Origin of the sequence: Bradyrhizobium sp. Rc2d (assembly GCF_900099855.1) — a bacterium.
In the GTDB taxonomy this organism is placed as follows: domain Bacteria; phylum Pseudomonadota; class Alphaproteobacteria; order Rhizobiales; family Xanthobacteraceae; genus Bradyrhizobium.
The window spans coordinates 85,323-110,394 of the sequence record NZ_FNCU01000016.1 but is presented as its reverse complement, the minus strand read 5'-3'; the positions used below and the strand labels follow the sequence as shown (position 1 = coordinate 110,394).

Sequence of the window (25,072 nt, the reverse complement as noted above, 5' to 3'; positions counted from 1 at the left end):
ATTTGTCGTCGGAATGTTTAGTCGTAGTCGGCGAGCCGCAGCCCCGTGAACTGCCAGCGGTGGTGCGGATAGAAGAAGTTGCGATAGGTGATACGGCTGTGGCCTTCAGGGGTTGCAAGCGAGGAGCCGCGCAGCACCAGCTGGTTGACCATGAATTTGCCGTTGTATTCGCCGAGCGCGCCTTCGACGGCGCGGTAGCCGGGATACGGCGCGTACGAAGAGCGGGTCCATTGCCAGACGATGCCGAAGGCATCGTTGAGCTGGCCGGTGCGCGCCGCGACCTCCCATTCCATCTCGGTCGGCAGGTGTTTTCCAGTCCAGCGGGCGAACGCGTCCGCCTCGTAATAGCTGACGTGACAGACCGGCGCATTCGGATCGATCGGCTTGAGGCCGGCAAGCGTCATCATGTGCCACGCGCCATCGACCTCGCGCCAGTGGCCCGGCGCCTCCCAGCCCTCGTTGCTCACCGTGGCAAAGCCGTCCATCAGCCACAGCGTTGCGGTCCGGTAGCCGCCCTCGCGCATGAAGGCGAGCCATTCACCGTTGGTGACGAGATGATGGGCGATCTTGACCGGGCCAACGAGGGCGCGATGCGCCGGCTTCTCGTTGTCGAAATGGAAGCTGTCGTCGACATGGCCGACGGTGTGGATGCCTTCGTTCAGAGACAGCCATTCCTCGCCGGCACGGGTCGCAGCCGGGAAGCGCCAGTCCGGATCATAGGCCGGGGAGACCGGATTCTGTGCGAAGGCGTGCAGGATGTCGGTGAACATCAATTCCTGATGCTGCTGCTCGTGATTGAGCCCGACCTCGACCAGCGGCGCGATCTCGCGCAGCTTGGCCGCGCCGGCTTCGCGGAAGAATTTGACGACGGCCGCATCGACATATCTGCGATAGGCGCCGACCTGGTCGGCGCTGGGACGGGTGATGTCGCCGCGGCGATGCCGGGCATGACGTGGGCCGGCGCTGACGTAATAGGAATTGAACAGGAATGCGAAATCGGGGTGGAAGGGCTGGTAGCCCGGACAGTGCTCGCCGAGCAGGAATTGCTCCCAGAACCAGGTGGTATGCGCCCGGTGCCATTTGATCGGGCTCGCATCCGGCATGGACTGGATCTGCTGGTCCTCGGGTGAGAGTGGCACCGCCCTGCGTTCGGTCTCGTTGCGGACGGTGAGAAACGCGTCTCCCAGCCGCTGGGCGAGCTTGCCCGGGTCGGAGGACGGTGACGAAAGCAGGGCGGCGGCCGTAGCTGAGGCTTGTTTCGTCACGTTTTTCTCCAGACAGGACAAGAGAACGTTGTTGGCGCTACCCGGTTCCAAAACCAAGGTTCGTCCTAGATAGGGGCTCCGTTACGGTATGAAAGTCCTCTCCGGCGATGATATTGATGTCATCAGCCTATGGACCGGCGGGGCTCAGACCGGCCGCCCAAGTCCAGGACGAGGGCCCTTCGCCGCCATTTTACTTTGGATGCACAACGGTTTGGGCTACATATATGGGCAGATGTCGGGTTAGATCGGCTGAGCCGGCCCGAGACAATTGGTGGGGGCTCCGCCCCGGAAGGACATGGAAATGAGCATCGAGGAATTCATCGCCAACGAAGTGAAGTCGAACGACGTGGTTCTGTTCATGAAGGGCACGCCGCAATTTCCGCAGTGCGGGTTCTCCGGCCAGGTCGTCCAGATCCTCGACCATATTGGCGTCGGCTATAAGGGCCTCAACGTCCTGGAATCCGCCGAGCTGCGCAACGGCATCAAGGAATATTCGAACTGGCCGACCATCCCGCAGCTCTATGTGAAGGGCGAGTTCGTCGGTGGCTGCGACATCGTCCGCGAGATGTTCCAGGCCGGCGAATTGCAGCAGCTCTTCTCCGAGAAGGGCGTCGTCGTTGCGGCTTGATGCATGACCCAGCTGACGCGCCGGGTCAGTGGCGCCGAGCTCGAGGTCATCGTTGCCGACATTACCACGCTCGGCGTTGACGCCATCGTCAACGCCGCAAATTCGTCTCTCCTTGGCGGGGGCGGCGTCGATGGGGCGATCCACGACGCTGCCGGTCCCGAGCTTCTCGCCGAGTGCCGGACGCTCGGAGGATGCCCGACCGGCGATGCCAAGATCACCAAGGGTTATCTTCTGCCTGCGCGCCATGTGATCCATGCCGTCGGCCCCGTCTGGCATGGCGGCAGCCGCGGCGAGGCGGAGGCGCTGCGCTCGTGCTATCGTCGCGCGCTCGAGCTCTGTCAGGCCAATGGGCTGACCTCGCTGGCCTTCTCCGCGATCTCCACTGGCGTTTATCGTTTTCCGGCCGGCCAGGCCGCGAAGATTGCGGTTCATACGACCATCGACACGCTGCCGGCCGCGCCCTCGGTCAGCCGTGTCATATTCTGTTGTTTCTCGGAGCGAAGCGCGGCCCTTCACATGGACGTGTTGGCGCGGTACGGCAGCCCTTGTGCGTGACGACGCGGTCAGTACACTCCGCCGGACCATGTTCCGGGGAGGGGGTATGATTTCACAGTCTGGACTGCGTGCGCTGGTCTGCGGCACGCTGGTGTCGCTTGGTGCGATGTCGTCCGCGCACGCGGAGGGCACCTACGAGATTCCGGCCGGCGCGCATTTCAACCAGGACAAGCTCGCGAAGGTCAGCGAGTTCTTCAAGAACGAGGTCGCCACCGGCAAGATCGCCGGCGCCACCGTGCTGATCAAGCAGCACGGCAAGCCGGTTTACCACGAAGCCTTCGGCGTGCAGGACATGGTCAGCAAGGCGCCGATCACCGACAAGACGATCTTCCGCCTGTTCTCGATGACCAAGGCGATCACCTCGGTGGTCGCGATGCGATTGATCGAGGATGGCAAGATCAAGTTAGATGATCCCGTCTCGAAATACATCCCGTCGTTTGCCAATGTGAAGGTCGGCGTCGAGAAGAAGGCGGAGGACGGCAGCAAGTCGCTCGAACTGGTGCCGCCCAACCGGCCGATGACCGTGCTCGACCTGATGCGCCACACCTCGGGCATCACCTATGGGTTCTATGGCGACAGCCTGGTGCGCAAAGCCTATCGCGAGGCCAATATCTATGCTGGCGATTTCGACCTTGCCGAGTTCGCCGAGCGGATCGCAAAACTGCCGCTGCACAACCAGCCGGGTGCGCTCTGGCAATATGGCCATTCCACCGACGTGCTGGCGCGTGTGATGGAGATTGCGGCCGGCAAGCCGCTGATCGACATCATGCGGGAAAAGCTGCTCGACCCGCTCGGCATGGTCGATACCGGCTTCTTCGTTACGGCCCCCGAGAAGCAAAAGCTCCTGGCGCAGCCGGTGCCGAACGACAGCGATTTCCGGGTCGGCCGGATCAACGATCCGACCACCGTCAAGAAAATCCAATTCGCCAGCGGCGGCATGGTGACGACCATGGCCGACTATGAGCGCTTTGCGCAGATGCTGCTCAACGGCGGCAGCCTCAACGGCAAGACCATCCTCAAGCCCGAGACATTCAAGCTGATGGTGACCGATCAGGTCGGCCCGAAATCGGGCGTCGACCGCGACTATTTCTACTTCCCCGGTGACGGTTTTGGCTTCGGCCTCGGCCTTGCAGTCCGCACCGATCCCGGCAATGCCAAGCCGCCGCCACCCGGCGATCTCGGCGAATTGAAGTGGGATGGCGCCTCCGGCTGCTATTTCGTGATCGACCCCAAGCAGGACATGTTCTTCGTCCTCCTGGAGCAGACTCCTACCGAGCGCCAGCGGGTGCAACGGACATTGAAGCAGTTGGTCTATGAAGCCATGGAGAAGTGATGTGCGCGGGCGCCGCGCGGTGATCGCGGCGCTCGTTGTTCTGTTTGGAGTGGTCGGTGCGCGTGCGGGCTCCGAGCGCGCCGCGCACAAATTCTCGCCTGAAGGCCTCGCAAAGATCTCCGACTACATCCGGAACGAGATCGCCACCGGCAAGATTCCCGGCGCCATCCTGCTGCTCCAGCAGCATGGCAAGCCGGTCTACTATGAGAATTTCGGCGTCCGTGACGTCGCGACCGAGATCTCGATGAGCGCGGACACGATCTTCCGCCTCTATTCGATGTCGAAGCCGATCACCTCGGTCATGGCGATGATGCTGGTCGAGGAGGGCAAGCTTTCGCTCGACGATCCGGTTTCGAAATACATTCCGGCCTTCGCAGGCATGAAGGTCGGGGTTGAGACGAAGGCGGAGGACGACAAGGTCGTGCTGGCGCTGGAAGCGCAGAATCGTCCCGTCACGATCAAGGACCTGCTGCGCCACACCTCGGGTCTGCCGTATGGCTATCATGGTGGCGGCTTGGTGCGCGAGCTCTATGCCGAGGCCAATCTGTTTCAAAGCAATCTCAGCAATGCCGACTTCGTCGCGAAGATCACCACGCTGCCGCTGGTCGAGCAGCCGGGCACCGCGTGGGATTACGGCTTTTCCACCGACGTGCTCGGCCGCGTCGTCGAGGTCGCTTCCGGCAAGACGCTGCTCCAGTTCGAGAAGGAGCGGCTGCTCGATCCGCTCGGCATGACCGAGACCGCGTTCTTCGTTGCCGATCCCGCCAAATTCCAGCGCGTTGCCGAGCCGATGCCGGAGGATCGCAACATCAACCCGACCACGCCGGTTCGCGACATCAGGCGGCCGTCGAAGTGGGAATCGGGCGGCGGCGGCATGGTCGGCACGATCGGCGACTACGCCCGTTTTGCGCAGATGCTGCTGAATGGCGGCATCTACGAGGGACGGCGTTATCTCAAGCCCGAGACTATCGCGCTGATGGCATCCGATCACATCGGAGCTGAGACGAAGATCGCGCGCGACCAGAACTATTACCCGGGCGACAGCTCCGGCTTCGGCCTCGGCTTTGCCGTACGCACCGCGGTGCCGTCGGGTACGGCGTGGCCGCTTGGCGAGTATCGCTGGGACGGCGTCGGCGGCACGTTCTTCTTCATCGATCCCGAAGACGATCTGTTCGGGATCTTCATGGTGCAGACCCCCTCACAGCGCGGCCGGATCCAGCTGGCGCTGAAGACGCTGATCTATCAGGCGATGGGGCGGTGAGCTCGACCATTACGCCGCTCGGGCTACCTGACTTACGCCCCGCGCACGATCTCCCTGACGTATCCGATCGTCTCCTCGATCTGGCTCGCATTGACGTCGAGATGGGTGCAGGCGCGGATGCGGCCGTCCATCATCGCAAGCGTCACGCCGCGCTGGCGCAGCGCTGCGACCATCTTGTCGCCGGCAACGCCGGCGCCGTCGGGCTTGAAGAACACCAAATTGGTCTCGGGCTCCTGCACCTCGATGCCAGAGATCTGCAACAGCCCGCGGGCGAGCGCGCGCGCATTGGCGTGGTCGTCGGCAAGGCGCTCGACGTGATGGTCGAGGGCGTAGATGCAGGCCGCGGCGCAGATGCCGGCCTGCCGCATCGAGCCGCCGAGGCGCTGCTTCCATTGCCATACCGCGTCGATGAAGGCGCGTGAGCCTGCAAGCACGCCGCCGATCGGCGCCCCGAGGCCCTTGGAGAAGTCGATCCAGGCCGAATCCCATCCGGCGGTCATGTCGCGCGGCGAGATTCCGCTTGCCACGGTGGCGTTGAGCAGGCGCGCGCCGTCCATGTGGGTGATGAGGCCGTGCTGCTTGGCGATCGCGACGATCTCGTCCAGTGCCGCCTTCTTCCAGATCGTGCCGCCGCCAATATTGGCGGTCTGCTCTACGCTGACGACGGTCTGCGGCGGCTGGTAGCGCGTGCGCGGATGCAGCGCCCTGCGCAACGTGTCGGGCGTGAACTGGCCGTCGGCGCCCTTCAGCTGCGTGACCTGGAAGCCGCCGATCGCCGCATGCGCGCCGCCTTCGCGGGCGATGATGTGCGCGGTCTCGTGCGCGAGGATCTCGTCGCCGGGACGGCAATGCACCAGCGTCGCGGTGACGTTGCACATCGTGCCAGAGGGCATGTACACCGCGGCTTCCTTGCCGAGCAGATCGGCCACGCGCTCGCACAGCGCATTCACGGTCGGATCGTCGCCGACCTGCTCGTCGCCGACCTCCGCCCGCGCCATCGCCTCGCGCATCGCGGCCGTCGGCTTCGTCTGCGTGTCCGAGAGCAGATTGATGCGCACCGGCGGCGCCTTGGGGTCGAGGGGGGGAGGGGTGTAGAGCATCAACTTGCTCCCTGAGGGATTGGCATTCACTCGCGGTCAGCGAATTCTAGGTGGACGCCGGGCGGCATGACGAAACCGCATAATAACGATTTCTGTCTCGGTCACACGATAATCGATCAGATAAGGATAAGGGTTGACTGGCAAGCGGCGGACGTATGCACGAGTGGTCTGCCGCCCTGCATAAGGATGGTCCTGGAGCAGCGCGATAAGCGCGACAATGCGGTCGCGGACGTGGCCTGCTCCTTGGGACGAGCGCGCTTCGATATAGGTCAGGGCTACGTCGATCTAGGCAAGCGCCCGCTTCGTGTAGCGGACCTTCACAGCCCGTGCTTGGCCCACATCGCGCGAACTTCATCGGCGCTAGCCAGCTCACCGCGGGCGATTTCGGCTTCGGCCTCGGCGAGATCCGCCTCTTCCGCCGCCGTCAGCTGGATCGGAGGCTGATCGACTCCGGCGAGTTCAAGCAGCGCTCGCGCCAACTCATCCTGCTCTGAATCGGGCAGGCCGGAAACCTTGCTAAAGGCCTCTTCCAGAAGACGCGTCATGGTCAACTCCGCTACGTGTAAGCATAGCACGGATGGGATGAGACAGGGGAGTGGCGGCCTGAAACGAAAAAGGCCCCGGAAACCGGGGCCTTTGAACGTCGATCTGCCGAAACGATCAGCGCGAATAGAATTCGACGACTAGATGCGGCTCCATCTGCACCGGGAACGGCACGTCGGAGAGGCCGGGGATGCGCGCGTACTTTGCGGTCATCTTGCCATGGTCGACTTCGAGATAGTCGGGAACATCGCGCTCGGGGAGCTGGCTGGCTTCGAGCACGTGAGCGAGCTGCTTGGAAGCTTCCTTGACCTCGATCACGTCGCCGACCTTGAGCTGGTAGCTCGAGATGTTGACCTTGCGGCCGTTCACCTTGATGTGGCCGTGGTTGATGAACTGGCGCGCGGCGAAGATTGTGGAGACGAACTTGGCGCGGTACACGACCGCGTCGAGACGGCGCTCGAGCAGGCCGATCAGGTTCTCGCCGGTGTCACCCTTGAGGCGGCTGGCTTCCACGTAGATGCCGTGGAACTGACGCTCGCTGATGTTGGCGTAGTAGCCCTTCAGCTTCTGCTTGGCGCGGAGCTGCACGCCGAAATCGGAGAGCTTGCCCTTGCGGCGCTGGCCGTGCTGGCCGGGGCCGTATTCCCTGCGGTTCACGGGGCTCTTCGGGCGGCCCCAGATGTTCTGGCCCATACGGCGATCGATCTTGTACTTCGCCTCACTACGCTTAGTCATCGCGTCCTCTTCGGTTGCATGGTTTGAGGAAACGCGCCCTCCTGTGTGACGGGCTAGGCCCGGCACCGACAGGTCCGATCCCCAAAGCTTAAGGGACAGGACCACGGGTCGCGAAACGCTTCGCGGGCCGAAATCGGCCCGCGAGCAGGCGGCTTTTAGGGGAGTTTGGGGCTCGCTGTCAATGCGAATGCCCTGGAATCAGGTCCTGATCGCGCGGATCGGCTTTGACCCGGCCGCCCGCAATTCGGCAGCGATTTCAGTGTTCAGGACCTGTTCCAGCCGGGTCAGGACCCGGGCGATCGGGGCGGCATCCGTCACCCGGTGGTCCCAGCGGATCACGACATGGATGGTCTGGTCCGCCTCGACCACCCCATAGCTGATGACGAAGGGGCCCGGCGTGATGGGGTGGAGCTCGCCGCCGCCATAGGCGGCCACCGAGCTCACCGCGAAGCTGCCGAACCAGTTGCCGCGCTGCCGGCCGAAATTCAGCCCCACCGCCCAGGACAGGCGCCGCAACGGCAGGGGCAGGCGGGTCGCCCGCATGATCTTGCGGAACATCGGGACGTCCTCGACCGGCGCCGTCTTGGCGCGTCGGATCTCGGCGTCGATCTGGCCCAATGGCAGGGCTTCCGGGGCCGAAATCCGCTGCGGCATCACGCATTCCTCGCCGTCCTCGATCCGGGCGATTGCCACCAGCGCCACGCTCTTCGGCAGCTCGTAGAGCGATGGCCAGGGCCATTTGGCGTAGACGGTCCGCAGGATCGGCTCGTCCTTGGCGACCAGGGCGAAGGCCTTGACGAACATCGCCGCCCAGCCGGCAGGCGCCATCGCGCCGGCGCGGGATTCGAGCAGGGGGCGGATATCGAGCGAACGGGAGAGCGAGACGAAGGGCACGCCCATCGAGGCGCGCATGAGGTCGCAAATCAGGCGGCGCCGCAGCGAGATGGTCTTGGGCGTCCCGCGCATTGGTCTCCGGTTCCCGCAGATTAAAATATGTGCAGCGAGCAGGTCATCTGCTCCCCGCGTGATCTAGCACGAACCAACCCGCTTGGGCTCGGTCGGTTCGTCGCATGAGGGGCGCCGGCGAGGCCAGCGGTTTGGAGTTGTCGACAACGTAAATTCTTAGTAGTTTCAATGACTTGCCGCCATATATTTTGGCGTCGTGCACGGGCACCTGCCGGGACCCGGTAGGAATCGCCGCCTTCAGATGCTTGTGGAACCGTCGACCCTAGCAGTGCCCGGTTTCCGGCAAGGCCGAGATCGGCTTGTTCAGCGCCTGATCCCTTCGAACGCTGCCATGATGCCGCGCTGGAACAGCGACCAGTCGAAGCCGAGCGCGATCGCGCGGTAGCCGCGGTCGATCAGGGCGTTGGCCTGGTCGGCGGTGCGCGCCACGCCCCCGATCGGCACGCCGCTTCTGAGGATGCCCGCCTCCGCGCGGGCGACCAGCTCGAGCAGCTCCGGATCATCCATCTGACCGCGCTTGTTGATGGAGGTGGCGAGATCGCCGGGACCGATCACCGCGACGTCGATGCCCGGCGTTGCCATGATCTCGTCGATGCGATTGACGGCGTCGACATGCTCGATGGTGATCATGCAGATCATCTCGTCGTCGGCGCTGGCCATGTAGTCCGGCATCGACTGGCCCCAGCGGAACGGCGCGTGGAAGGGACCCCAGAGCCGATCGCCGCGCGGCGGGTAGCGCACGCTGCGCACTGCTTTCTCGGCATCGTCTCGGTTGGTGATCATCGGGAAGTTGATGCCGAAGGCACCGATGTCCATCGGTGCTTTCGCAAGCCATGGCTCGTTCGCGGCGATCCGAACCAGTGGCGTGCATGGCGTGCCCGTGGTCGCGGCGATCATCGCATGTGCTTCGGTCAATCCAATCGGGCCATGTTCGAGATCGACGATGATCCAGTCGAGCGAGCGCGCCATGATCTGCACCATCTGCACGCTCGGGATCGTCGCGATCGCGCCGAAGGCGGGGCGTCCCTCGCGCCAGAGCTGGCGGAGACGGTTGAGTGGTGTGGAGGGGACCGACATGGGAAGGCCTGCGGCAAGGTGACAACGGCAAAGCCTAGCAGCGCGCCGTTGCCGCGCAAAGTCAGGCCAGGGCGCGGCCGCCGAAGAACGGTGTGAGCATCGCCGAGAGGCCATGCACGCGGTTCGAGGTGAAGATCATCTCGGCGCCGGACTGCACGATGCCGCCGATCCGCGGGCCAAGCAAATCCGAGACGCGGCGGGCGATCGCGGGCGCAGGGTCGATCCACTCGACCGGCCAGGGCGCCAGCCGTTTCAGCCGGTCGAGCAGCAGCGGATAATGCGTGCAGGCGAGCACCACCGTGTCGGTGCGCGATGTCGCATCCCCGGCGTCGCCGACGAAGCAGGGAGCGAGTTCTGCGAGGATGGCCTCGTCGCTGATCGCAGCGCCGCCGAGCTCGGCTTCAGCCAGCGAGGCAAGCTCGGGCGAGCCGACCAGAGTCACCTCGCAGCCCTGCGCGAAGTCGCGGATCAAAGCTTTGGTATATTCCCGCTTCACCGTGCCCTTGGTGCCGAGCACCGAGACGCGGCGGGTCTTCGACTGCGCGCAGGCCGGCTTGATCGCCGGCACCGTGCCGACGAAGGGCACGGAATAAGCGGCGCGCAAGTGAGACAGGACCAGGGTGGATGCCGTGTTGCAGGCGATCACGACGAGGTCGGGATCATGCGTGCCGATCAATTCACCCATCAACGGCACCACGCGGGCGATGATCTCGTCCTCGCCATGGTGGCCGTAGGGGAAGAAGGCGTCGTCGGCGACATAGACGTAATGCGCGTCCGGGCGTGCGGCGACGACCTCACGGAGCACCGTGAGTCCGCCAAGGCCGGAATCGAACACCAGGATGGTCGGGGAATTGGTCACGTCATTACCTTAAGGCGCCATGGTTACCATTCGGTTTTTAGGGCGGTTTTGCGGCGGGACCGCCCCAGCGCCAATCTGGAAGGGTCGAATGCGCTGCGGACGGGGACATATCCGCAAAATTGCGGGGAGCCATCGTGTCCTAGACGGGCCGCAACGCCTTTGGCGTTGCGGCGTAGAGCCGGGGCGGTCACGCGATCCTGTTCGTGGCGGCCGCCCGCTCCGTGGCGAGCTGCTTCTGCAGGCGATCGATGTTTTGCAGGAGGCGCTGGCTGGTCAGCACCAGGAAGTAATAGCCGAACTGCGGATCCTGGAAATAAATCTCGAGCAGGCGGTCATAGGTGATCGTCAGCACCTGTCCGTCTTCGATGCACTCGATCGTTCCGGTGCGCCGGTTGTCCGGCGTGAGAAAGCCGAGCTCTCCCATGAGAGTTCCCGGCCCGATCTCGACATTGATCTCCTTGACCAGGAATTTTCCGGTGACCGTGAGGAGCATCTCGTTGGCGGGGTCGCCCAGCCTGAACAGCGTGTCGCCATGGCGATATTTGCGCTCGGTCATGAACGGCTTGAGCCATTCGATCGACATGTCGCCTTCGGCCGCATGGCGCGCCTTCTTGACCAGCTTGAGCATCTGCCGCAGCCGCAGGGCGTTGATCGGCAGCAACAGAAGATACAGGAGGAACGTCGAGACGTTGGCGGAGAGCGCGCCGAAAACGGCGAACAACGCGCAGCCGATCATGTTGGCGACGCGCAGCGGCACCATCGTCCGCATCAGGAGGGTGGCGACGAAGAAGACGGCGCCGACCGCGGCGAACAGATTGGCCAGCGTGATGTTGTGGACGAAGATCTCCAGCAGCCGGTTGAAGATGGCGTCGTAGGTGACGTTGTTTGGATCGAGGCCCATCTGGACCAGGATCTTCGCGATCCTGAGGTTGTCCGTTGCCGCATCGAGAATGCGGTCGAGGATCGAAGAAACGTCTGCGCTGCCGGACGGCATGGTACTAACCCCGCGTAAGGCCTTCAGTCCTGCTCGGTATTCGTATAGCCGAAATCGAATGACGGCCGCCTGAAATGAAGCCTTTGGCCGTCATGCCGCAAGAGGCAAATTTTAGCTTGATCGGGCGTTTCGGCAATTGCCCCTTTGGTTGTGCGTCGGCCCGCAACGCGGCCGTGATTCGGGGCGGCTTCGGCGGCGCGGATGGGCCTGGACGCCCGCCGCCCGGGGGCCGCCCGATCTCCGCCTTAGGGCTTGGCGGCGGGTTGCACGACCTGCTGCTCGACGAGGCCAAGACGTCCTGGCAGCGAGCCGGCGCGCAGCAGCATGGCGACGCTGTTGGCCTCTTCCAGGGTGAAGTTGCCGGAGATCTGGCCTGAGCCGCCGGTGATGGGCTCGCGGATCACCGGAGCGGCGATCACCTTGTCGTCGAGCACGATGGCGAAGGGCTTTCCAATGTTCTCTGCGGTGATGTGGGCGAAGCGCCGCGTGCCGCGGCCGTTGAAGCGGAACGAGGCGATCGGCTCCTTCGTGTCGCTCGTAAATCCCGGTCCCGCATGGCTGATGTCGTCGCCGTCGAGCGCGCTGTCCTTGGCAACGAGATAGGAAAGCTTGTCCTTGAAGCCGAGCAGGATTTCCGTGCCAGTGGGCGGCGTGCCGGATCGCGCCTGCTCCGGCGGCATCGAGAGATCGATCAGGCGGAAGCTGACCCGCACCTTCTTCGCGAAGATCGTGGTGATGCGCTCGGGCTCCATCGCGCCCGGCAGGAAGATGCGGATGCGGTCCGTTCCCTCAGGCTGGACGCTGGCGAGTGTGACGCCGGCGTCCTTGAGGCGCTGCTCGATCATGGCGATGGAATCTTCGACGAGATCGTGCAGCCGTGCGGTGGATGCGGCGTCGGTCGGCGCAAGCCTGATCAGTCCGTCGCCCGCGTCGGTCACGGTGAGCGCGTGCGTGGGCAATCCCTCCGCCGCCGAGGCGAGCTTGCGCGTGAGCTGTTCGCGACCTTTGGCGTCCGCGATCTTCACTTCGACGCCGCCGTCGCGGATCGCAAGGCCGGAGAAGGCGATCCGTCCCTCGCGCAGGATCTTGTAGGCGTCATCGCGCAGATCCGTGACGACCGCTTCCCGTAAGCCATCGGTGTCCACCTTGTAGATGATGCGGGATCCGCCCAGCTTCTCCATCTTGTCGGCGACGAAAGCCGCGACCTTGGCGCGCATCTTGTCGAATTGAGTGTCGGCCAACGCCACGCGAGGCAGCACGATCGCCATGGCGAGTCCGACGAGCAGGCTTGTGATGCGGTTCCGCAGATGCGTGGGCATGATCACCTCAAGTCTTGCGGCAGGACGCTGGCGGCGGAGGCCGGCGCCAGTTCTTGGTCCCCGGATCGGGCGCGGAGGTTCAATTTCGGTCTGGATCGAGGCCGACTACCGCAGCCGGTAGGCAATAGACGAACGCCAAATCATCCATCATTGTGTTCCCGCTCGACCGGCAAATCGGTCGAGGCCTCGCCGAACCAAAATGTCAAAAGACAGGGGGCGGGGACATGCATCTGAGGGAGGACGGAATTCCATGGCGGGCATCCACGCGCTCGATCGGCTCATCGGCAACGACTATCCGGATTTCTTGACGGACGCCGACGTCCGGGCCTTCGAGCAGATTCCTTATGCCGATCGCGTCGCGGCCGAGAGCACCTATGACGCGATCAGGTTGGGTGCAGCGCGCAATCCCGACGGCGCGGCGATCCAGTTCCTGCAAAACGCCGATCCCACCGACACGCCGGTCGTGGTCACGTATCGCGATTTCATCGCGCGCGTCACCCAGGCCGCCAACATGTTTCACGCGTTGGGAGCGGAGAAGGGCGACGTCATCAGCTTCATGCTGCCGCTGGTGCCGGATGCCTTCGTGACGCTGTTCGGCGCCGAAGCCGCGGGCATCGCCAATCCCGTCAATCCGCTGCTCGAACCGCACCAGATCGCGGAGATCCTCGAGGCCGCGAACACGAAAATCCTGGTGGCGCTTGGGCCGATGCCCGGCACCGACATCTGGCAGAAGGTCGAGCAGATCCGCCCGCAACTGAAGCATCTCAAGGCCATCGTGCAGGTGTTCGGCGGCGGCGATCCCGCCAACGGCATCTTCGCCTTCGGCGACCTGATCAAGCAGCAGCCGTCGGACCGGCTTGTCAGCGGGCGCAAGATTTCGGGTGCCGACATCGCCGCCTATTTCCACACCGGCGGCACCACCGGCACGCCGAAGCTGGTGCGGCACACCCATGCCAACCAGGTCTATCAGGCCTGGGCGCTCAATCTGCTGCTGAAGGCGAAGCCTGGCTCCAATCTACTGTTCGGAATGCCGCTGTTTCACGTCGGCGGATCGTTGACGCAGGTGCTGCTGACGCTGTCGAGCGGCGGCTCGCTGGTCGTGCTGTCGCCGAGCGGCTGGCGCAATCCGAATGCGGTGAAGAACATCTGGCAGCTCGTCGAGCGCTACAGGCCCGACGCGCTGTCGAGCGTGCCGACGGTGCTCGCAGCTACGCTGGCGGTGCCGCCAGGCAACGCCGACATCTCCAGCTTGAAATATGCCGCCGGCGGTGGCTCGGCGATTCCCGTCGCCGTGGGCTCGGCGATCCAGGACAAGCTCAAGCTGCCGGTGATCGAGGTCTACGGCATGACCGAGACCTCGAGTGTGCACACCTTGGCCTATCCGTCGCGGCCGATCCGGCTCGGCTCGGTTGGCCTTCCCATGCCTTACGCGCGCGTGCGCATCGTGCAACTCGATGCCAATGGCCGCCTGATCCGCGACTGTGCGCCCGACGAGATCGGCGTCGTCATCATGGCCGGGCCCGGCGTGTTCGGCGGCTATCTCAACGACGAGCACAACAGGGGCGCCTTCGTCGACGATGTCTGGGTCAATTCCGGCGATCTCGGCCGGCTCGATGCCGACGGCTATCTCTGGATCACCGGCCGCGCCAAGGACCTCGTGATCCGCGGCGGTCACAACATCGATCCGGCGCCGATCGAGGAAATCATGTTCAGGCATCCCGCCGTCGGCTTCGCCGCCGTTGTCGGCCAGCCTGACGCCTATGCCGGCGAGCTGCCGGTGGGCTACGTGCAATTGAAGCCGGGCGCGAGCGTCGAGCCGGGCGAGCTCGAAACGTGGGTGCGCGAGCGCACGCCGGAGCGCGCCGCCGTGCCGGTGCAGGTGATTCCGATCAATCCGATGCCGGTGACGGGCGTCGGCAAGGTGTTCAAGCCGCAGCTGCGCTGGGACGCGGCGGAGCGCGTGTTCACCAAGGTACTGGCGCCGCTGGTCGAGCGCGGCATCGATTGCAAGGTCAGGGTTGGTGCCCATGGCAGCCACGGCTCGATCGCCACCGTGACGCTTGCGGGCCTGCCACCGGATCAGCGCGACGTGGTCGCGAACGAGGTGCATGCGCTGCTTGCACCGTTCGTGATGCGCCACGAGGTGGTGCAGCTGTAGCGACCTCGACAGACGGCTTCGGCGTCAGTCCGAAAGCAGGGCGACGCTGCGCCGCATTATCCATACCCCCATTAGAAGCATCTTATGTGACAGGCATCACATAGGAAGAATTAGCAATCGGCGATGCTTCCGAATAGTCTCGTGGAATTGCATCCGGGGGGACGCAAGTGATTCCGTTTCGGCTATTTGCTTTGTTGATATTTGCGATGGGCCTTACCTGCGGATCGGCGCATGCCGACCGGCGTGTAGCACTCGTGATCGGCAATTCCGCCTACAAGAGCGCGCCGAAGCTCGGCAATCCCGTCAACGATGCCACCCTGGTCGGTGGCATGTTCAAGAAGGCCGGCTTCGATTCCGTGGACGTCAGGCTGGATCTCAGCGCCAGCGAGATGCGGCGCATGCTGCGCGAATTCGCCGGCAGGTCGCGCGACGCGGACATGGCGGTGATCTATTACGCCGGTCACGGCATCGAGCTCGACGGCAACAACTATCTCATTCCGACCGACGCCACGCTGGAGACGGACGGCGACGTTCTCGACGAGACTATTCCGGTCGAGCGTGCACTGTTTGCAGTGGAGCCGGCCAAGCAGCTGCGCCTGATCATTCTCGACGCCTGTCGCGACAATCCGTTCGCGAAGACGATGAAGCGCACGCTGGCCTCGCGCGCGATCGGACGCGGCCTCGCCAAGGTCGAGCCGACCAGCCCGAACACGATGATTGCCTTCGCGGCCAAGGCTGGGTCGACCGCATCCGACGGCGATTCGAGAAACAGCCCGTTCGCCACGGCACTGGTCGACCACCTGCCGAAGCCGGGACTCGATCTGCGCAAGGCCTTCGGCTTCGTCCGCGACGACGTGCTCAAGAGTACCGGCTACAAGCAGGAGCCTTATGTCTACGGCTCGCTCGGCGGCGACGACGTGCCCCTCGTCGCGAAGCAAGCCGCAACCGGTCCGCAGGCCAACCCGCAGGATGCCATCCGCAGGGATTACGAACTTGCGCTCCAGCTTGCCACGCGCGACGGCTGGGAGGCGTTTCTGGCGGCGTATCCTGACGGCTTCTACGCCAATCTGGCCAAGGGCCAGTTGAACAAGATCGCGGCCGAAGAGACGCGCGCTGCGGCCGAACAAAAGGCCAAGGTGGCCGAGCAGGAAAAGGCAAGACTCATCGCCGAGCGCGCCCAGAAGGCCGAGCGGGAGAAGGCCGCCGCGACGGCCAAGGCGGCCGAAGAGGCACGCATCGCGGCGGAGAAGCAGAAGCAGATCGAGCAGGCGAGAGCCGAGGCGGCCGAGCAGCAGCGCAAGGTGGCCGAGGCGGCAGCAGCGAAGGCATTGGCCGAGAAGCAGGCCGCGGAGAAGGCCAAGGCCGAGCTCGCTGCCAAGCAGGCGGCAGAGAAAGCGGAGCAGGCCGCAAAGCCGGCTGCCGATCGGCAGATGCCCGAAGTCGAAAACCAGAAAGTCGCTGCGCTCTCGCCGGCGCCGACGTCAACATTATCCGCGGCTGATCTGACAAAATCCGTGCAGAGCGAACTACGCCGCGTCGGCTGTCTTACGTCGGCTGCAGAGGGCGAGTGGACATCCGCCGCGCAGCGCTCGCTGACGCTGTTCAACAAATATGCCGGCACCCAGTTCGACGTGAAGCTCGCCAGCGTCGACGCGCTCGATGCGCTGAAGGCGAAGCCGGGCCGGGTCTGCCCGCTGGTGTGCAATTTCGGTTTCAAAGCCGACGGCGATCAATGCGTGAAGATTACCTGCCGCGCCGGCTATCGCGTTGGCGATGACAACGAATGCGAGAAGGTGCCGGAGAAGAAGCCGGTCGCGACGCGCGAGGATTCGAGGAGGCGGGACACAGACCGAAAACAGACTGAAACCGCGCCGGCAGCACCGCAAGCCTCGGGACAAGTGATCTGCAATGCCGCCGGATGCAGGCCGATTGCCAAGGGGTGCCGGCTTGGAACGGCCAATCATCCTGCCACTCCTACGGTGAAGATACCGGCCGAAATATGCAACTGATGATGAAGCGCACCTTTCGGACTTGCTCCTTCGCACTGACGGCCCTTGCTTTTTTTGTTCTTGCAGGCTGTCTCGATTGCAGTCCAGCACTCGCCGACAAGCGCGTCGCGCTCGTCATCGGCAATTCCGCGTACAAGAGCGTGCCGAAGCTTGCCAATCCGGTGAACGACGCTGGCTTGATCGGCGCCATGCTGAGGAAAGCCGGCTTCGACACGGTCGACGTCAGGCAGGACTTGAATGCTTCTGAAATGCGCAAGGCGCTGCGCGAGTTCGGCGGGCGGACGCGAGATGCCGATGTCGCGGTCATCTACTATGCGGGCCACGGCATGGAGCTGGACGGCACCAACTATCTGATCCCGACCGATGCCGCTCTCGAGACCGACACCGACGTCTACGATGAGGCGTTGCCGATCGATCGCGTGCTGGTGAGCATCGAGCCTGCCAAACAGCTTCGGCTCGTCATCCTCGACGCCTGCCGTGACAACCCTTTCGCGAAGACGATGAAGCGTACGGTGGCCTCGCGTGCCATCGGGCGCGGGCTTGCCAAGGTCGAGCCGACCAGCCCCAACACGATGATCGCGTTTGCAGCCAAGGCAGGCTCAACCGCCTCGGATGGTGACTCCCGGAGCAGCCCGTTTGCGGTGGCATTGTCGGATCATCTGCCGAAGCCCGGGCTCGATCTGCGCAAGGCGTTCGGCTTCGTGCGGGACGACGTCCTGAAGAACACCGGCAACAGGCAGGAGCCCTATGTCTACGGCTCGCTCGGCGGCGACGACGTGGCGCTGGTCCCGACCAAGCCTGCTGCGCCCGGACCGCAGGCCAATCCGCAGGACAGCGTCCGCAGAGACTACGAGCTTGCACTCCAGGCCGGGTTGCGGGAGGCCTGGGAAGCATTCCTGCAGACCTATCCGGACGGCTTTTACGCCAACCTCGCCCGCGTGCAGCTAAAGAAGATTGCCGCCGAGGAGGAGCGCACGGCGGCGACGGAGAAGGCGCGGCTGGCCGAGCAGGAAAAGGTGAAGCTCGCCGCAGAACGTGCTCGGAAGGCGGAGCTGGAAAAAGCTGCCGCCGTCGCGAAAGCTGCCGAAGATGCGCGGATCGCTGCGGAGAAGCAAAAGCAGATCGAGCAGGCGAAGGCTGAAGCGGCCGAACGCGAGCGCAAGGCGGCGGAGGCCGCGGCCGCTAAATCGCTCGCGGAGAAGCAGGCGGTCGAAAAGGCAGCGGCTGAGGCCGCGACGAAGCAGGCCGCGGACGCCGAAATCAGGAAGGTTGCTGCGCTGTCGCCCCCGTCCAATTCTTCGCCGCCCGGCGATCTCGCGAAATCGGTCCAACTCGAACTGCGCCGCGTCGGCTGCATGAAGGCTGAGCCGAATACCGATTGGAACGAGACCGCGCAACGCTCACTCATACTGTTCAACAAATACGCCGGCACGAAATTCGATGCGAAGCTTGCGAATGCTGATGTGCTCGATGCCTTGAAGGCCAAGTCGGGACGCATCTGTCCGCTGGTCTGCGACCACGGCTTCAGGGCCGACGGCGACGCCTGCACCAAGATCGTCTGTCGCCCGGGCTACCGCGTCAGCGACGACAATGAGTGCGAGAAGATCCAGGAGAAGAAGCCGGTCGCGACACGCGAAGATTCGAAGAAGCGCGACGTTGAGCGCAAACGAACCGAGTCCACACCGCCAAAGACCCAATCCTCAGAACAGGTGCTATGCAACCAGGCGGGCTGCCGACCTGCAGCAAGAGGGTGTCGGATAGTGATTGGTACGGGTCAATCACAGGGGAGCGGCGGCATTGGACAGCAGAGAGAGGTTTGCAACTGATCTGAAGCGACAGCCTCGCGGTGACATGGCTGGCAAGGCCGCGCCAATCCGGCAGGGCTATCTGTATTGTGGTTTGGCGTAGACGCCACGGGCCTCGATAGGGGGGCTCTTCGCTGAGTTACCCCGCCGGCATCCGCGTCTCGATCAGGCGCACCCAGTACGACGCGCCATGGCCCAAAATGTTGTCATTGAAGACGTAGGCCGGGTGGTGGCACTCGTTGCCCTCGCCCATGCCGACCAGGATCATCGCGCCGGGGCGGGCTTCCAGCATGAACGAGAAATCCTCGGCGCCCATCATCGGGATGAACTTGTCGTTGACGCGATCAGTGCCGACGATGTCGCGGGCGACCTCGGCGGCGATGCCGGCCTCGCGCGCATGGTTCATCGTCACCGGATACATCCGCGTATACTTCGTCTCGGCCGAGCCGCCATAGGCGCGCGCGACGCTGTCGGCGACTTCGCCGATGCGGCGCTCGACGAGATCGCGCACCTCAGGATCGAGCGTGCGCACGGTGCCGGCGAGCTCGGCGATTTCGGGGATGATGTTGAAGGCTGTGCCGGAGTGGAATTGCGTAATCGAGATGACGGCGGACTTCAGCGGATCGACATTGCGCGCCACGATCGATTGCAGCGCGTTGACGATCTGCGAGCCGATCAGCACGCTGTCGACGGATTTATGTGGACCCGCGCCGGCGTGGCCGCCCTTGCCGTGGACCGTGATCTGAATGTTGTCGGAAGATGCAAGCATCGCACCGGGGGTGGTTGCGAAATGGCCTTCGGGCAGGCCCGGCATGTTATGCATGCCGTAGACCTCCTGGATGTTCCAGCGCGTCATCAGCCCGTCCTCGACCATGGCCTTGCCACCGCCGCCGCCTTCCTCGGCGGGCTGGAAGATCATGATCGCCGTGCCGTCGAAATTGCGCGTCTCGGCGAGATATTTGGCGGCACCGAGCAGCATCGCGGTGTGGCCGTCATGGCCGCAGGCGTGCATCTTGCCGGGGACTTTTGAGGCGTAAGGTACGCCTGACGTCTCCATGATCGGCAGCGCGTCCATATCGGCGCGCAGGCCAATGGTCTTGCCGGAGGCGGACTTGCGGCCGCGGATCACGCCGACCACGCCGGTGCGGCCGATGCCCGTCACCACCTCGTCACAGCCGAACTCGCGCAGCTTGTCGGCGACGATGCCGGCGGTGCGGTGGACTTCGTAGAGCAGCTCGGGGTTCTCGTGGAAGTCATGGCGCCAGGCGGCCATTTCGTCGGACAGGGCGGCGATACGGTTGACGATGGGCATGAGGCGGGGGTCCGTTTTTGTTGTTGCTCGTAGGGTGGGTTAGCCCTGCAGATGCGCAACGCGCATCTGCAGGGCTAACCCACCACTGTTTGTCTCCGCGGACGCGAAAGAGGTGGATTACGCCGAGCGGACTGCGCTTCGCGCAGCCGCAAGGCTAACCCACCCTACGATCCTACGACTCCCCGAACACGCGCTTGAAGATCGTATCGACGTGCTTGAGGTGATAGCCGAGATCGAACTGCTCCTCGATCTCGGCGTCGGTGAGATACTTCTTCACCTCAGTGTCCTTCTTCAGGAGCTGGAGGAAGTCGCCTTCGCCGCGCCAGACCGGCATCGCGTTGCGCTGCACGAGCTTGTAGGCGTCCTCGCGGCTGGCGCCCTTCTGCGTCAACGCCAGCAGCACGCGCTGGGAGTGCACGAGGCCGCCGAGGCGGTCGAGGTTCTTCTGCATGTTGGCGGGGTATACCAGCAGCTTGTCGATCAGGCCGGCGAGGCGCACCAGCGCGAAGTCGAGGGTCACCGTTGCATCCGGGCCCATCATGCGCTCGGCGGAAGAGTGCGAGATGTCGCGTTCGTGCCAGAGCACGACGTTCTCCAGCGCCGGCGTCACATAGGCTCGCACCATGCGGGAGAGGCCGGTGAGGTTTTCCGACAGCACCGGATTGCGCTTGTGCGGCATTGCCGAAGAGCCCTTCTGTCCCTCCGAGAAGAACTCTTCGGCCTCCAGCACCTCGGTGCGCTGCATGTGGCGGATCTCCACCGCGATGCGTTCGATCGAGGAGGCGATCACGCCAAGGGTCGAGAAATACATCGCGTGGCGGTCGCGCGGGATCACCTGCGTCGAGATCGGCTCCGGCACGAGGCCCATGGCTTTGGCGACGTGCGCTTCGACGCGGGGGTCGATCTGCGCAAACGTGCCGACGGCGCCGGAGATGGCGCAGGTCGCGACCTCCTTGCGCGCCGCGATCAGGCGCTCCTTGGCGCGCGAGAATTCGGCATAGGCATAAGCGAGCTTGAGGCCGAAGGTGACGGGCTCGGCATGGATGCCGTGGCTGCGGCCGATGGTCGGCGTCATCTTGTGCTCGAAGGCACGCTTCTTCAGGGCGGCCAGCACCTTGTCGAGGTCGGCGAGCAGCAGGTCGGCGGCGCGGGTGAGTTGGACGTTGAGGCAGGTGTCGAGCACGTCGGAGGAGGTCATGCCCTGGTGCACGAAGCGCGCCTCGGGACCGACGATCTCGGCAAGATGGGTGAGGAAGGCGATGACGTCGTGCTTGGTCTCGCGCTCGATCTCGTCGATGCGGGCGACGTCGAACGTGGCGTCCTTGGCCTTGGCCCAGACGGTCTTGGCGGCCTCCTTGGGGATGGTGCCGAGCTCGGCGAGCGCGTCCGCCGCATGCGCCTCGATCTCGAACCAGATCTTGAACCGGGTCTGCGGCTCCCAGATCGAGGCCATTTCCGGGCGGGTATAGCGGGGGATCATCTGACGGCTCCAAGAGGTGGGCGGGATACCCCTGGGGACGCTAGGGGCGTGGGCTCCGGCCAAAATGCTTTTTACGCCGCGATTTAGCAGAGCGGGGAGGGCGAAACAAACGATCCGGCTCAGGGAGCTGGGTATGGGGGCAACTATCCACCGGTCGGGCGGGGCGAGCCTGCGCCGGACCAAAAATTGGCTATCAATCACGGATCATTGACTGACAGATATTGAAATCTGTCAGCGAGACGTGTATATCCCTACTCGGACGCTCCGATTGGGCGTCCCGCGACAAGCCCCGGGGAGCCCGACATCCGAAGCAAGCTCGGATCGGAGGGCGGATTGAAGAACGGGGACCGCGGACGAATGGAGACTTAAGACAATGACGACCGAAATCCTCAATTTCACCGGCGTGATTGGGCATTGGCTCAATTTGCTGGTGGCGCGCCAGATCGCGGCGCAGGCTGCAAAACTGCCTCATTAAGGCATAGGCTTTCCGAACGACCGGCCAGGGCGCTTCGGAAGCGGTCCTACTGCCGGGTAACTGAGCCCTGAACGGGAACATGGTGCTGGCATGAATGAAGCTATTGTCTTGACGTCGGAGCGGATCCTCGAAGTCACAGAGGACGTGCTCAGGCGCTTCGGACTTGCCAAGGCCACGGTGGTCGACGTTGCCCGTGCGCTCGATGTGAGCCACGGCAGCGTCTATCGCCATTTCCCGAGCAAGGCCTCGCTGCGCGAGGCCGTTGCCAAACGCTGGCTTGACCGCATCGACGCGCCGTTGCGCGCGATCGCCGGGGAGCAGGGCGCCGCGCCTGACAGGCTCGATCGCTGGTTGCGCACGCTGTTCGCCGCCAAGCGTTCGCGCGTGCTCGACGACCCCGAGATGTTCCAGACCTATCTGACGCTGGCGCGCGAGGCCTGTGCGGCCGTCAAGTGTCACAAGGACACCATGATCGACCAGATCGCGGCGATCCTGACCGACGGCGTCAAGCAGGGCGTATTCGAGGTGGAGGACGTCCAGACCACCGCGCGCGCCATCTTCGATGCCACCGTCCGCTTCCACCATCCGGCCCATGCCGACGAGTGGAAGGATGCCGATCTCTCCGCGCGCGTCGATGCGACGCTGGCGCTGCTGCTGCGTGGGCTGAAAGCGGCCTAAAGCCGCAGGATCCCTTCAAAAGCGGTGCGGCTAATCAACCTCTCGCCTTGTGGAGCAGGGGGCCGTCGCGAAGCGAGGGCGAGGAAGCCTGGTGTCTTTGCGTGTGGAAAGCAGGGTCGGACGAGGGCACGACCGGCGGACTCTCCGGATATGCATTGACCGCGATTTCGACGACGTCCTTCGATCGCTTTCGAAGACGGTAGAATGTGAGTTCCTGATCGAGCATTGGGCAGCGGAAGTGGACGACGGCGGTGTCCGGCAGGCGGCAAAGCTCGTCAATGAGTTCGCCTACTGTGATGATCGGGGGATGGTCGACTGTTTTGTGATGACCCTTACTCATGACCGTTACTCCTTCACTCCGTTGCTAACCGAAACTGAACGGTCTCCGTTCCATTCCGCTCGGCACATTGAGAAGGTTCAAGGGACTGAAGCGATGCGGCAGCTTTGCTGCTAGATCCTCGTCAACCCGCACGACGCCGCGAGCCGCACGAGTTGCGCGTCCGTGCGCGCGCCCGTCTTCGACTTGATCAGATAGTGATAGTTCTGCACCGTCTTCACACTGAGGTTGAGATGCGCTGCGATCTGCTCGGTGGTGGCGCCGCCGGCGAACTGCCGCAGGATCTCGATCTCACGCTCGCCCAGTTGATCCAGCGCCGAACCGGTCGGCGACAGGCTGTCCTCGGCTAAAATATGCGCGATGTCGTCGCTCATGGCGCGCTCGCCGCGCGCCACGCTGCGGATCGCATTCACGACTGCCGACGGCTCGCTGCTCTTGGTGACGAAGCCAGAGGCGCCGGCGCCGAAGGCGGCTTTCACCAGCACGGCTTCGTTGTGCATGGTGAAGACGAGAATGCGCGCCCGCGGGTTGCGCGCGCGGATGTTGCGGATCGCCTCCAGCCCACTCGCGCCGGGCATCGAGATATCAAGCACGACGACATCGGGATCGTGCGCTTTGAAGGCGCCATAGGCGTCCGCGGCGTTGTCGGCTTCCGCCACGACGCGAAGATCGCCCTGGCTTTCCAGCACGCGCCGGTAGCCTTGCCGCACGATCGGGTGGTCGTCGACCAGCAGCACGGAGATTCCTGTTGCCGCGACCTCGCTCATCTCGGCCTCACGCGGCGAGCGGGATGGTAGCGGCCACGCTGAGGCCGCGGCTCGCGGGCAGGATCGATAGCGATCCACCGGCAGCCGCAACACGTTCGCGGATGCCGGTGAGGCCGAAGCCGGCCGATTGTGCGACGCGTTCCGCATCGCCGCCGCCGTCGTCCTCGACACGGATCAGGAGCGCGTCGTCCTCGCCGGCTTGGCGCTCGATGCGCAACGAGATCTCGCGCGCCGAGCTGTGACGCAGGGCATTGGTCAGGCATTCCTGCGCAACGCGATAGGCGGTGGTGGCCGCCGGGCCACTGATGTCGGTGAGATCGCCCCTGAGGTCGAGCTGGATCGTCGGCCGCGCCGCGCTTTGCGAACGCCAGCTGTCGACGAGATTGACGAGACTGGCCTCGAGCCCGAGCTCCTCGGGCAGCGGATTGCGCAGCCGCTTCAGCGCATCGCGCAGCGACGCCATCAGGTGATGGGTGGCCTGCGAGATCATGCGCGCATCCTGCGCGATGCCGTTGTCTTTGCTTTCCTTCGCGCTCGCCATCTCGATGGTGTTGGCGAAGGCGAGGATGGCGGAGAGATTTTGTCCGAATTCGTCGTGCAGCTCGCGGGCGAGCGCGCGGCGTTCGTCGTCGCGGATTTCGATCAGCCGCCGTGTCAGCGCTGCGCGCTGCTCGGTGGCCTCCTCCAGCCGGCCGCCGAGCGCATCGACGGCGCTGCCGATCATCGCAAGCTCCATCGAACGGAAGCGCGGCAGCTTCGTGCGATACTGGCCGCGCGCCATGCGCTGCAAGGCGGTGACGATGGTGCGTGCCGGCGCCAGCGCGTGCGCGATCGCGAGCGAAGCCAGTAGAGCGATTGCCGCCGCCATCAGCAGAGCAACGTCGATCACGTTGAGGATGTACTCCCAGGCGAGCGAGATTGCGGCGGCGGCGTCCGGTGTCGCAACCACCGTGCCGGCGGCTGCCGCGCGGGGACTGACAGGCCGCACCACCTCGGCGTGGCTGCCGAGGAAGGTCGGCACGATCGATGCGAACCAGCGCGGTGGTGTCTTGCCGATGCCTTGGCTCTGGCCGCAGAGCGGCTTCTCGAACGCCGCGGCTGGCTGGAACTCGACGCAGACGCCGGGCGAGATCAGCTTCATCGTCTCCAGCGTGCGCCAATCTGGAACCGGCAAGAGATGCTCGCGGGCTCTGCTGCTGCGCAACAAGAGCTCACGCCAATATAGCGCCTGAAGCGCTTGCGCGACCCGCTGCGCGGAGGCCGCCGTCGCCCGGTCGACGCTGCGATAGGCGTCGAACGTGGCCCACACCGTCGCCGCACCCAGGCACAGCGCCACGATGAGCAGCAGACGGGCGACGAGCTGAAGCACGAGGCGCATGCGATCACCCCCAACGTTTGGTAAGCTCAGCCTAACAA

At 64.3% G+C, this 25,072-nt stretch carries 22 protein-coding genes; 8 read left to right on the top strand and 14 right to left on the bottom strand.

From position 1 onward, the window contains the following. Positions 1-17: 17 nt before the first annotated feature. Positions 18-1,316: an ergothioneine biosynthesis protein EgtB gene (gene egtB, locus BLV07_RS20855; RefSeq protein WP_176945669.1), complete on the bottom strand. Its 1,299-nt coding sequence runs from the start codon at positions 1,314-1,316 to the stop codon at positions 18-20. A 250-nt stretch (positions 1,317-1,566) separates the two neighbouring features. On the opposite strand from egtB, the gene grxD reads away from it, so the two are divergent. The 4 genes from grxD to BLV07_RS20835 are packed head-to-tail and all read left to right on the top strand — an operon-like array spanning position 1,567 to position 5,042. After that, positions 1,567-1,893, top strand: coding sequence for a Grx4 family monothiol glutaredoxin (grxD, locus tag BLV07_RS20850; RefSeq protein ID WP_061883061.1), 327 nt, complete (start codon positions 1,567-1,569; stop codon positions 1,891-1,893). 3 nt (positions 1,894-1,896) lie between these two features. Next, positions 1,897-2,448, top strand: coding sequence for an O-acetyl-ADP-ribose deacetylase (locus BLV07_RS20845; RefSeq protein WP_091889023.1), 552 nt, complete (start codon positions 1,897-1,899; stop codon positions 2,446-2,448). A 46-nt stretch (positions 2,449-2,494) separates the two neighbouring features. Continuing rightward, complete coding sequence (locus BLV07_RS20840) at positions 2,495-3,781, top strand: serine hydrolase domain-containing protein (RefSeq protein WP_176945661.1); 1,287 nt, start codon at positions 2,495-2,497, stop codon at positions 3,779-3,781. 1 nt (position 3,782) lies between these two features. Beyond that, a complete protein-coding gene (locus tag BLV07_RS20835) occupies positions 3,783-5,042 on the top strand; it encodes a serine hydrolase domain-containing protein (RefSeq protein ID WP_176945660.1) in 1,260 nt (419 codons plus the stop codon). A gap of 32 nt (positions 5,043-5,074) precedes the next feature. Here the strand turns inward: BLV07_RS20835 and BLV07_RS20830 are convergent, their stop codons facing one another. The 9 genes from BLV07_RS20830 to BLV07_RS20790 form a co-directional block, all read right to left on the bottom strand. Further along, the gene (locus BLV07_RS20830; RefSeq protein ID WP_091889017.1) at positions 5,075-6,142 is read right to left on the bottom strand and encodes a threonine aldolase family protein; all 1,068 of its coding nucleotides are present in this window, start codon (positions 6,140-6,142) and stop codon (positions 5,075-5,077) included. 36 nt (positions 6,143-6,178) lie between these two features. Then, positions 6,179-6,406: a type II toxin-antitoxin system RelE/ParE family toxin gene (locus tag BLV07_RS20825; protein ID WP_349525246.1), complete on the bottom strand. Its 228-nt coding sequence runs from the start codon at positions 6,404-6,406 to the stop codon at positions 6,179-6,181. A 53-nt stretch (positions 6,407-6,459) separates the two neighbouring features. Then, positions 6,460-6,687, bottom strand: a complete 228-nt coding sequence (locus BLV07_RS20820) for a hypothetical protein (protein WP_091889015.1) — start codon at positions 6,685-6,687, stop codon at positions 6,460-6,462. A gap of 115 nt (positions 6,688-6,802) precedes the next feature. Beyond that, positions 6,803-7,420, bottom strand: a complete 618-nt coding sequence (gene rpsD, locus BLV07_RS20815) for a 30S ribosomal protein S4 (RefSeq protein ID WP_018647416.1) — start codon at positions 7,418-7,420, stop codon at positions 6,803-6,805. A 198-nt stretch (positions 7,421-7,618) separates the two neighbouring features. Beyond that, positions 7,619-8,386 (bottom strand): acyltransferase, encoded by a 768-nt coding sequence (locus BLV07_RS20810; protein WP_091889013.1) that lies wholly within the window; start codon positions 8,384-8,386, stop codon positions 7,619-7,621. Between the two features lie 303 nt (positions 8,387-8,689). Beyond that, positions 8,690-9,463 carry an HpcH/HpaI aldolase family protein gene (locus BLV07_RS20805; protein WP_091889011.1) on the bottom strand — a complete coding sequence of 258 codons (774 nt, stop codon included), beginning with the start codon at positions 9,461-9,463 and terminating at the stop codon, positions 8,690-8,692. 61 nt (positions 9,464-9,524) lie between these two features. Beyond that, entirely contained in the window at positions 9,525-10,322 is a 798-nt protein-coding gene (gene murI / locus BLV07_RS20800) for a glutamate racemase (RefSeq protein WP_091889009.1), read from the bottom strand. Between the two features lie 187 nt (positions 10,323-10,509). Then, on the bottom strand, positions 10,510-11,316 hold the full coding sequence (locus BLV07_RS20795) for a Crp/Fnr family transcriptional regulator (RefSeq protein ID WP_164934486.1): 807 nt from the start codon (positions 11,314-11,316) through the stop codon (positions 10,510-10,512). A gap of 245 nt (positions 11,317-11,561) precedes the next feature. Beyond that, complete coding sequence (locus BLV07_RS20790) at positions 11,562-12,635, bottom strand: SecDF P1 head subdomain-containing protein (protein WP_091889005.1); 1,074 nt, start codon at positions 12,633-12,635, stop codon at positions 11,562-11,564. 250 nt (positions 12,636-12,885) lie between these two features. Here BLV07_RS20790 and BLV07_RS20785 point away from each other — a divergent pair, with 250 nt between their 5' ends. The 3 genes from BLV07_RS20785 (at position 12,886) to BLV07_RS20775 (ending at position 18,628) form a co-directional block, all read left to right on the top strand. Next, positions 12,886-14,793, top strand: coding sequence for an acyl-CoA synthetase (locus tag BLV07_RS20785; protein ID WP_091889003.1), 1,908 nt, complete (start codon positions 12,886-12,888; stop codon positions 14,791-14,793). 206 nt (positions 14,794-14,999) lie between these two features. Further along, on the top strand, positions 15,000-16,802 hold the full coding sequence (locus BLV07_RS20780) for a caspase family protein (RefSeq protein WP_091889001.1): 1,803 nt from the start codon (positions 15,000-15,002) through the stop codon (positions 16,800-16,802). After that, positions 16,802-18,628 carry a caspase family protein gene (locus tag BLV07_RS20775; RefSeq protein WP_176945659.1) on the top strand — a complete coding sequence of 609 codons (1,827 nt, stop codon included), beginning with the start codon at positions 16,802-16,804 and terminating at the stop codon, positions 18,626-18,628. The genes BLV07_RS20780 and BLV07_RS20775 overlap by 1 nt, the downstream gene beginning before the upstream one ends. A gap of 118 nt (positions 18,629-18,746) precedes the next feature. On the opposite strand, the gene BLV07_RS20770 is transcribed toward BLV07_RS20775, so the two are convergent. Further along, complete coding sequence (locus BLV07_RS20770) at positions 18,747-19,919, bottom strand: M20 aminoacylase family protein (protein ID WP_091888997.1); 1,173 nt, start codon at positions 19,917-19,919, stop codon at positions 18,747-18,749. Between the two features lie 172 nt (positions 19,920-20,091). Further along, the gene (purB, locus tag BLV07_RS20765; protein ID WP_091888994.1) at positions 20,092-21,399 is read right to left on the bottom strand and encodes an adenylosuccinate lyase; all 1,308 of its coding nucleotides are present in this window, start codon (positions 21,397-21,399) and stop codon (positions 20,092-20,094) included. A 565-nt stretch (positions 21,400-21,964) separates the two neighbouring features. On the opposite strand from purB, the gene BLV07_RS20760 reads away from it, so the two are divergent. After that, positions 21,965-22,552, top strand: coding sequence for a TetR/AcrR family transcriptional regulator (locus BLV07_RS20760; RefSeq protein WP_176945658.1), 588 nt, complete (start codon positions 21,965-21,967; stop codon positions 22,550-22,552). A gap of 450 nt (positions 22,553-23,002) precedes the next feature. Here BLV07_RS20760 and BLV07_RS20750 read toward each other — a convergent pair whose 3' ends face one another. Both BLV07_RS20750 and BLV07_RS20745 read right to left on the bottom strand, forming a co-directional pair. Continuing rightward, positions 23,003-23,656 (bottom strand): response regulator, encoded by a 654-nt coding sequence (locus BLV07_RS20750; protein WP_091888988.1) that lies wholly within the window; start codon positions 23,654-23,656, stop codon positions 23,003-23,005. Positions 23,657-23,663: 7 nt separating this feature from the next. Continuing rightward, positions 23,664-25,034: a sensor histidine kinase gene (locus tag BLV07_RS20745; RefSeq protein WP_091888986.1), complete on the bottom strand. Its 1,371-nt coding sequence runs from the start codon at positions 25,032-25,034 to the stop codon at positions 23,664-23,666. Positions 25,035-25,072: the final 38 nt, after the last annotated feature.

What these genes read in the sequence shown, in the direction of transcription:
- grxD (WP_061883061.1), top strand. Translation starts at nt 1,567, where the DNA reads ATGAGCATCGAGGAATTCATCGCCAACGAAGTGAAGTCGAACGACGTG.
- BLV07_RS20845 (WP_091889023.1), top strand. Translation starts at nt 1,897, where the DNA reads ATGACCCAGCTGACGCGCCGGGTCAGTGGCGCCGAGCTCGAGGTCATC.
- BLV07_RS20840 (WP_176945661.1), top strand. Translation starts at nt 2,495, where the DNA reads ATGATTTCACAGTCTGGACTGCGTGCGCTGGTCTGCGGCACGCTGGTG.
- BLV07_RS20830 (WP_091889017.1), bottom strand. Translation starts at nt 6,142, where the DNA reads ATGCTCTACACCCCTCCCCCCCTCGACCCCAAGGCGCCGCCGGTGCGC.
- BLV07_RS20820 (WP_091889015.1), bottom strand. Translation starts at nt 6,687, where the DNA reads ATGACGCGTCTTCTGGAAGAGGCCTTTAGCAAGGTTTCCGGCCTGCCC.
- rpsD (WP_018647416.1), bottom strand. Translation starts at nt 7,420, where the DNA reads ATGACTAAGCGTAGTGAGGCGAAGTACAAGATCGATCGCCGTATGGGC.
- BLV07_RS20810 (WP_091889013.1), bottom strand. Translation starts at nt 8,386, where the DNA reads ATGCGCGGGACGCCCAAGACCATCTCGCTGCGGCGCCGCCTGATTTGC.
- BLV07_RS20805 (WP_091889011.1), bottom strand. Translation starts at nt 9,463, where the DNA reads ATGTCGGTCCCCTCCACACCACTCAACCGTCTCCGCCAGCTCTGGCGC.
- BLV07_RS20795 (WP_164934486.1), bottom strand. Translation starts at nt 11,316, where the DNA reads ATGCCGTCCGGCAGCGCAGACGTTTCTTCGATCCTCGACCGCATTCTC.
- BLV07_RS20790 (WP_091889005.1), bottom strand. Translation starts at nt 12,635, where the DNA reads ATGCCCACGCATCTGCGGAACCGCATCACAAGCCTGCTCGTCGGACTC.
- BLV07_RS20785 (WP_091889003.1), top strand. Translation starts at nt 12,886, where the DNA reads ATGGCGGGCATCCACGCGCTCGATCGGCTCATCGGCAACGACTATCCG.
- BLV07_RS20780 (WP_091889001.1), top strand. Translation starts at nt 15,000, where the DNA reads ATGGGCCTTACCTGCGGATCGGCGCATGCCGACCGGCGTGTAGCACTC.
- BLV07_RS20775 (WP_176945659.1), top strand. Translation starts at nt 16,802, where the DNA reads ATGATGAAGCGCACCTTTCGGACTTGCTCCTTCGCACTGACGGCCCTT.
- BLV07_RS20770 (WP_091888997.1), bottom strand. Translation starts at nt 19,919, where the DNA reads ATGCCCATCGTCAACCGTATCGCCGCCCTGTCCGACGAAATGGCCGCC.
- purB (WP_091888994.1), bottom strand. Translation starts at nt 21,399, where the DNA reads ATGATCCCCCGCTATACCCGCCCGGAAATGGCCTCGATCTGGGAGCCG.
- BLV07_RS20760 (WP_176945658.1), top strand. Translation starts at nt 21,965, where the DNA reads ATGAATGAAGCTATTGTCTTGACGTCGGAGCGGATCCTCGAAGTCACA.
- BLV07_RS20750 (WP_091888988.1), bottom strand. Translation starts at nt 23,656, where the DNA reads ATGAGCGAGGTCGCGGCAACAGGAATCTCCGTGCTGCTGGTCGACGAC.
- BLV07_RS20745 (WP_091888986.1), bottom strand. Translation starts at nt 25,034, where the DNA reads ATGCGCCTCGTGCTTCAGCTCGTCGCCCGTCTGCTGCTCATCGTGGCG.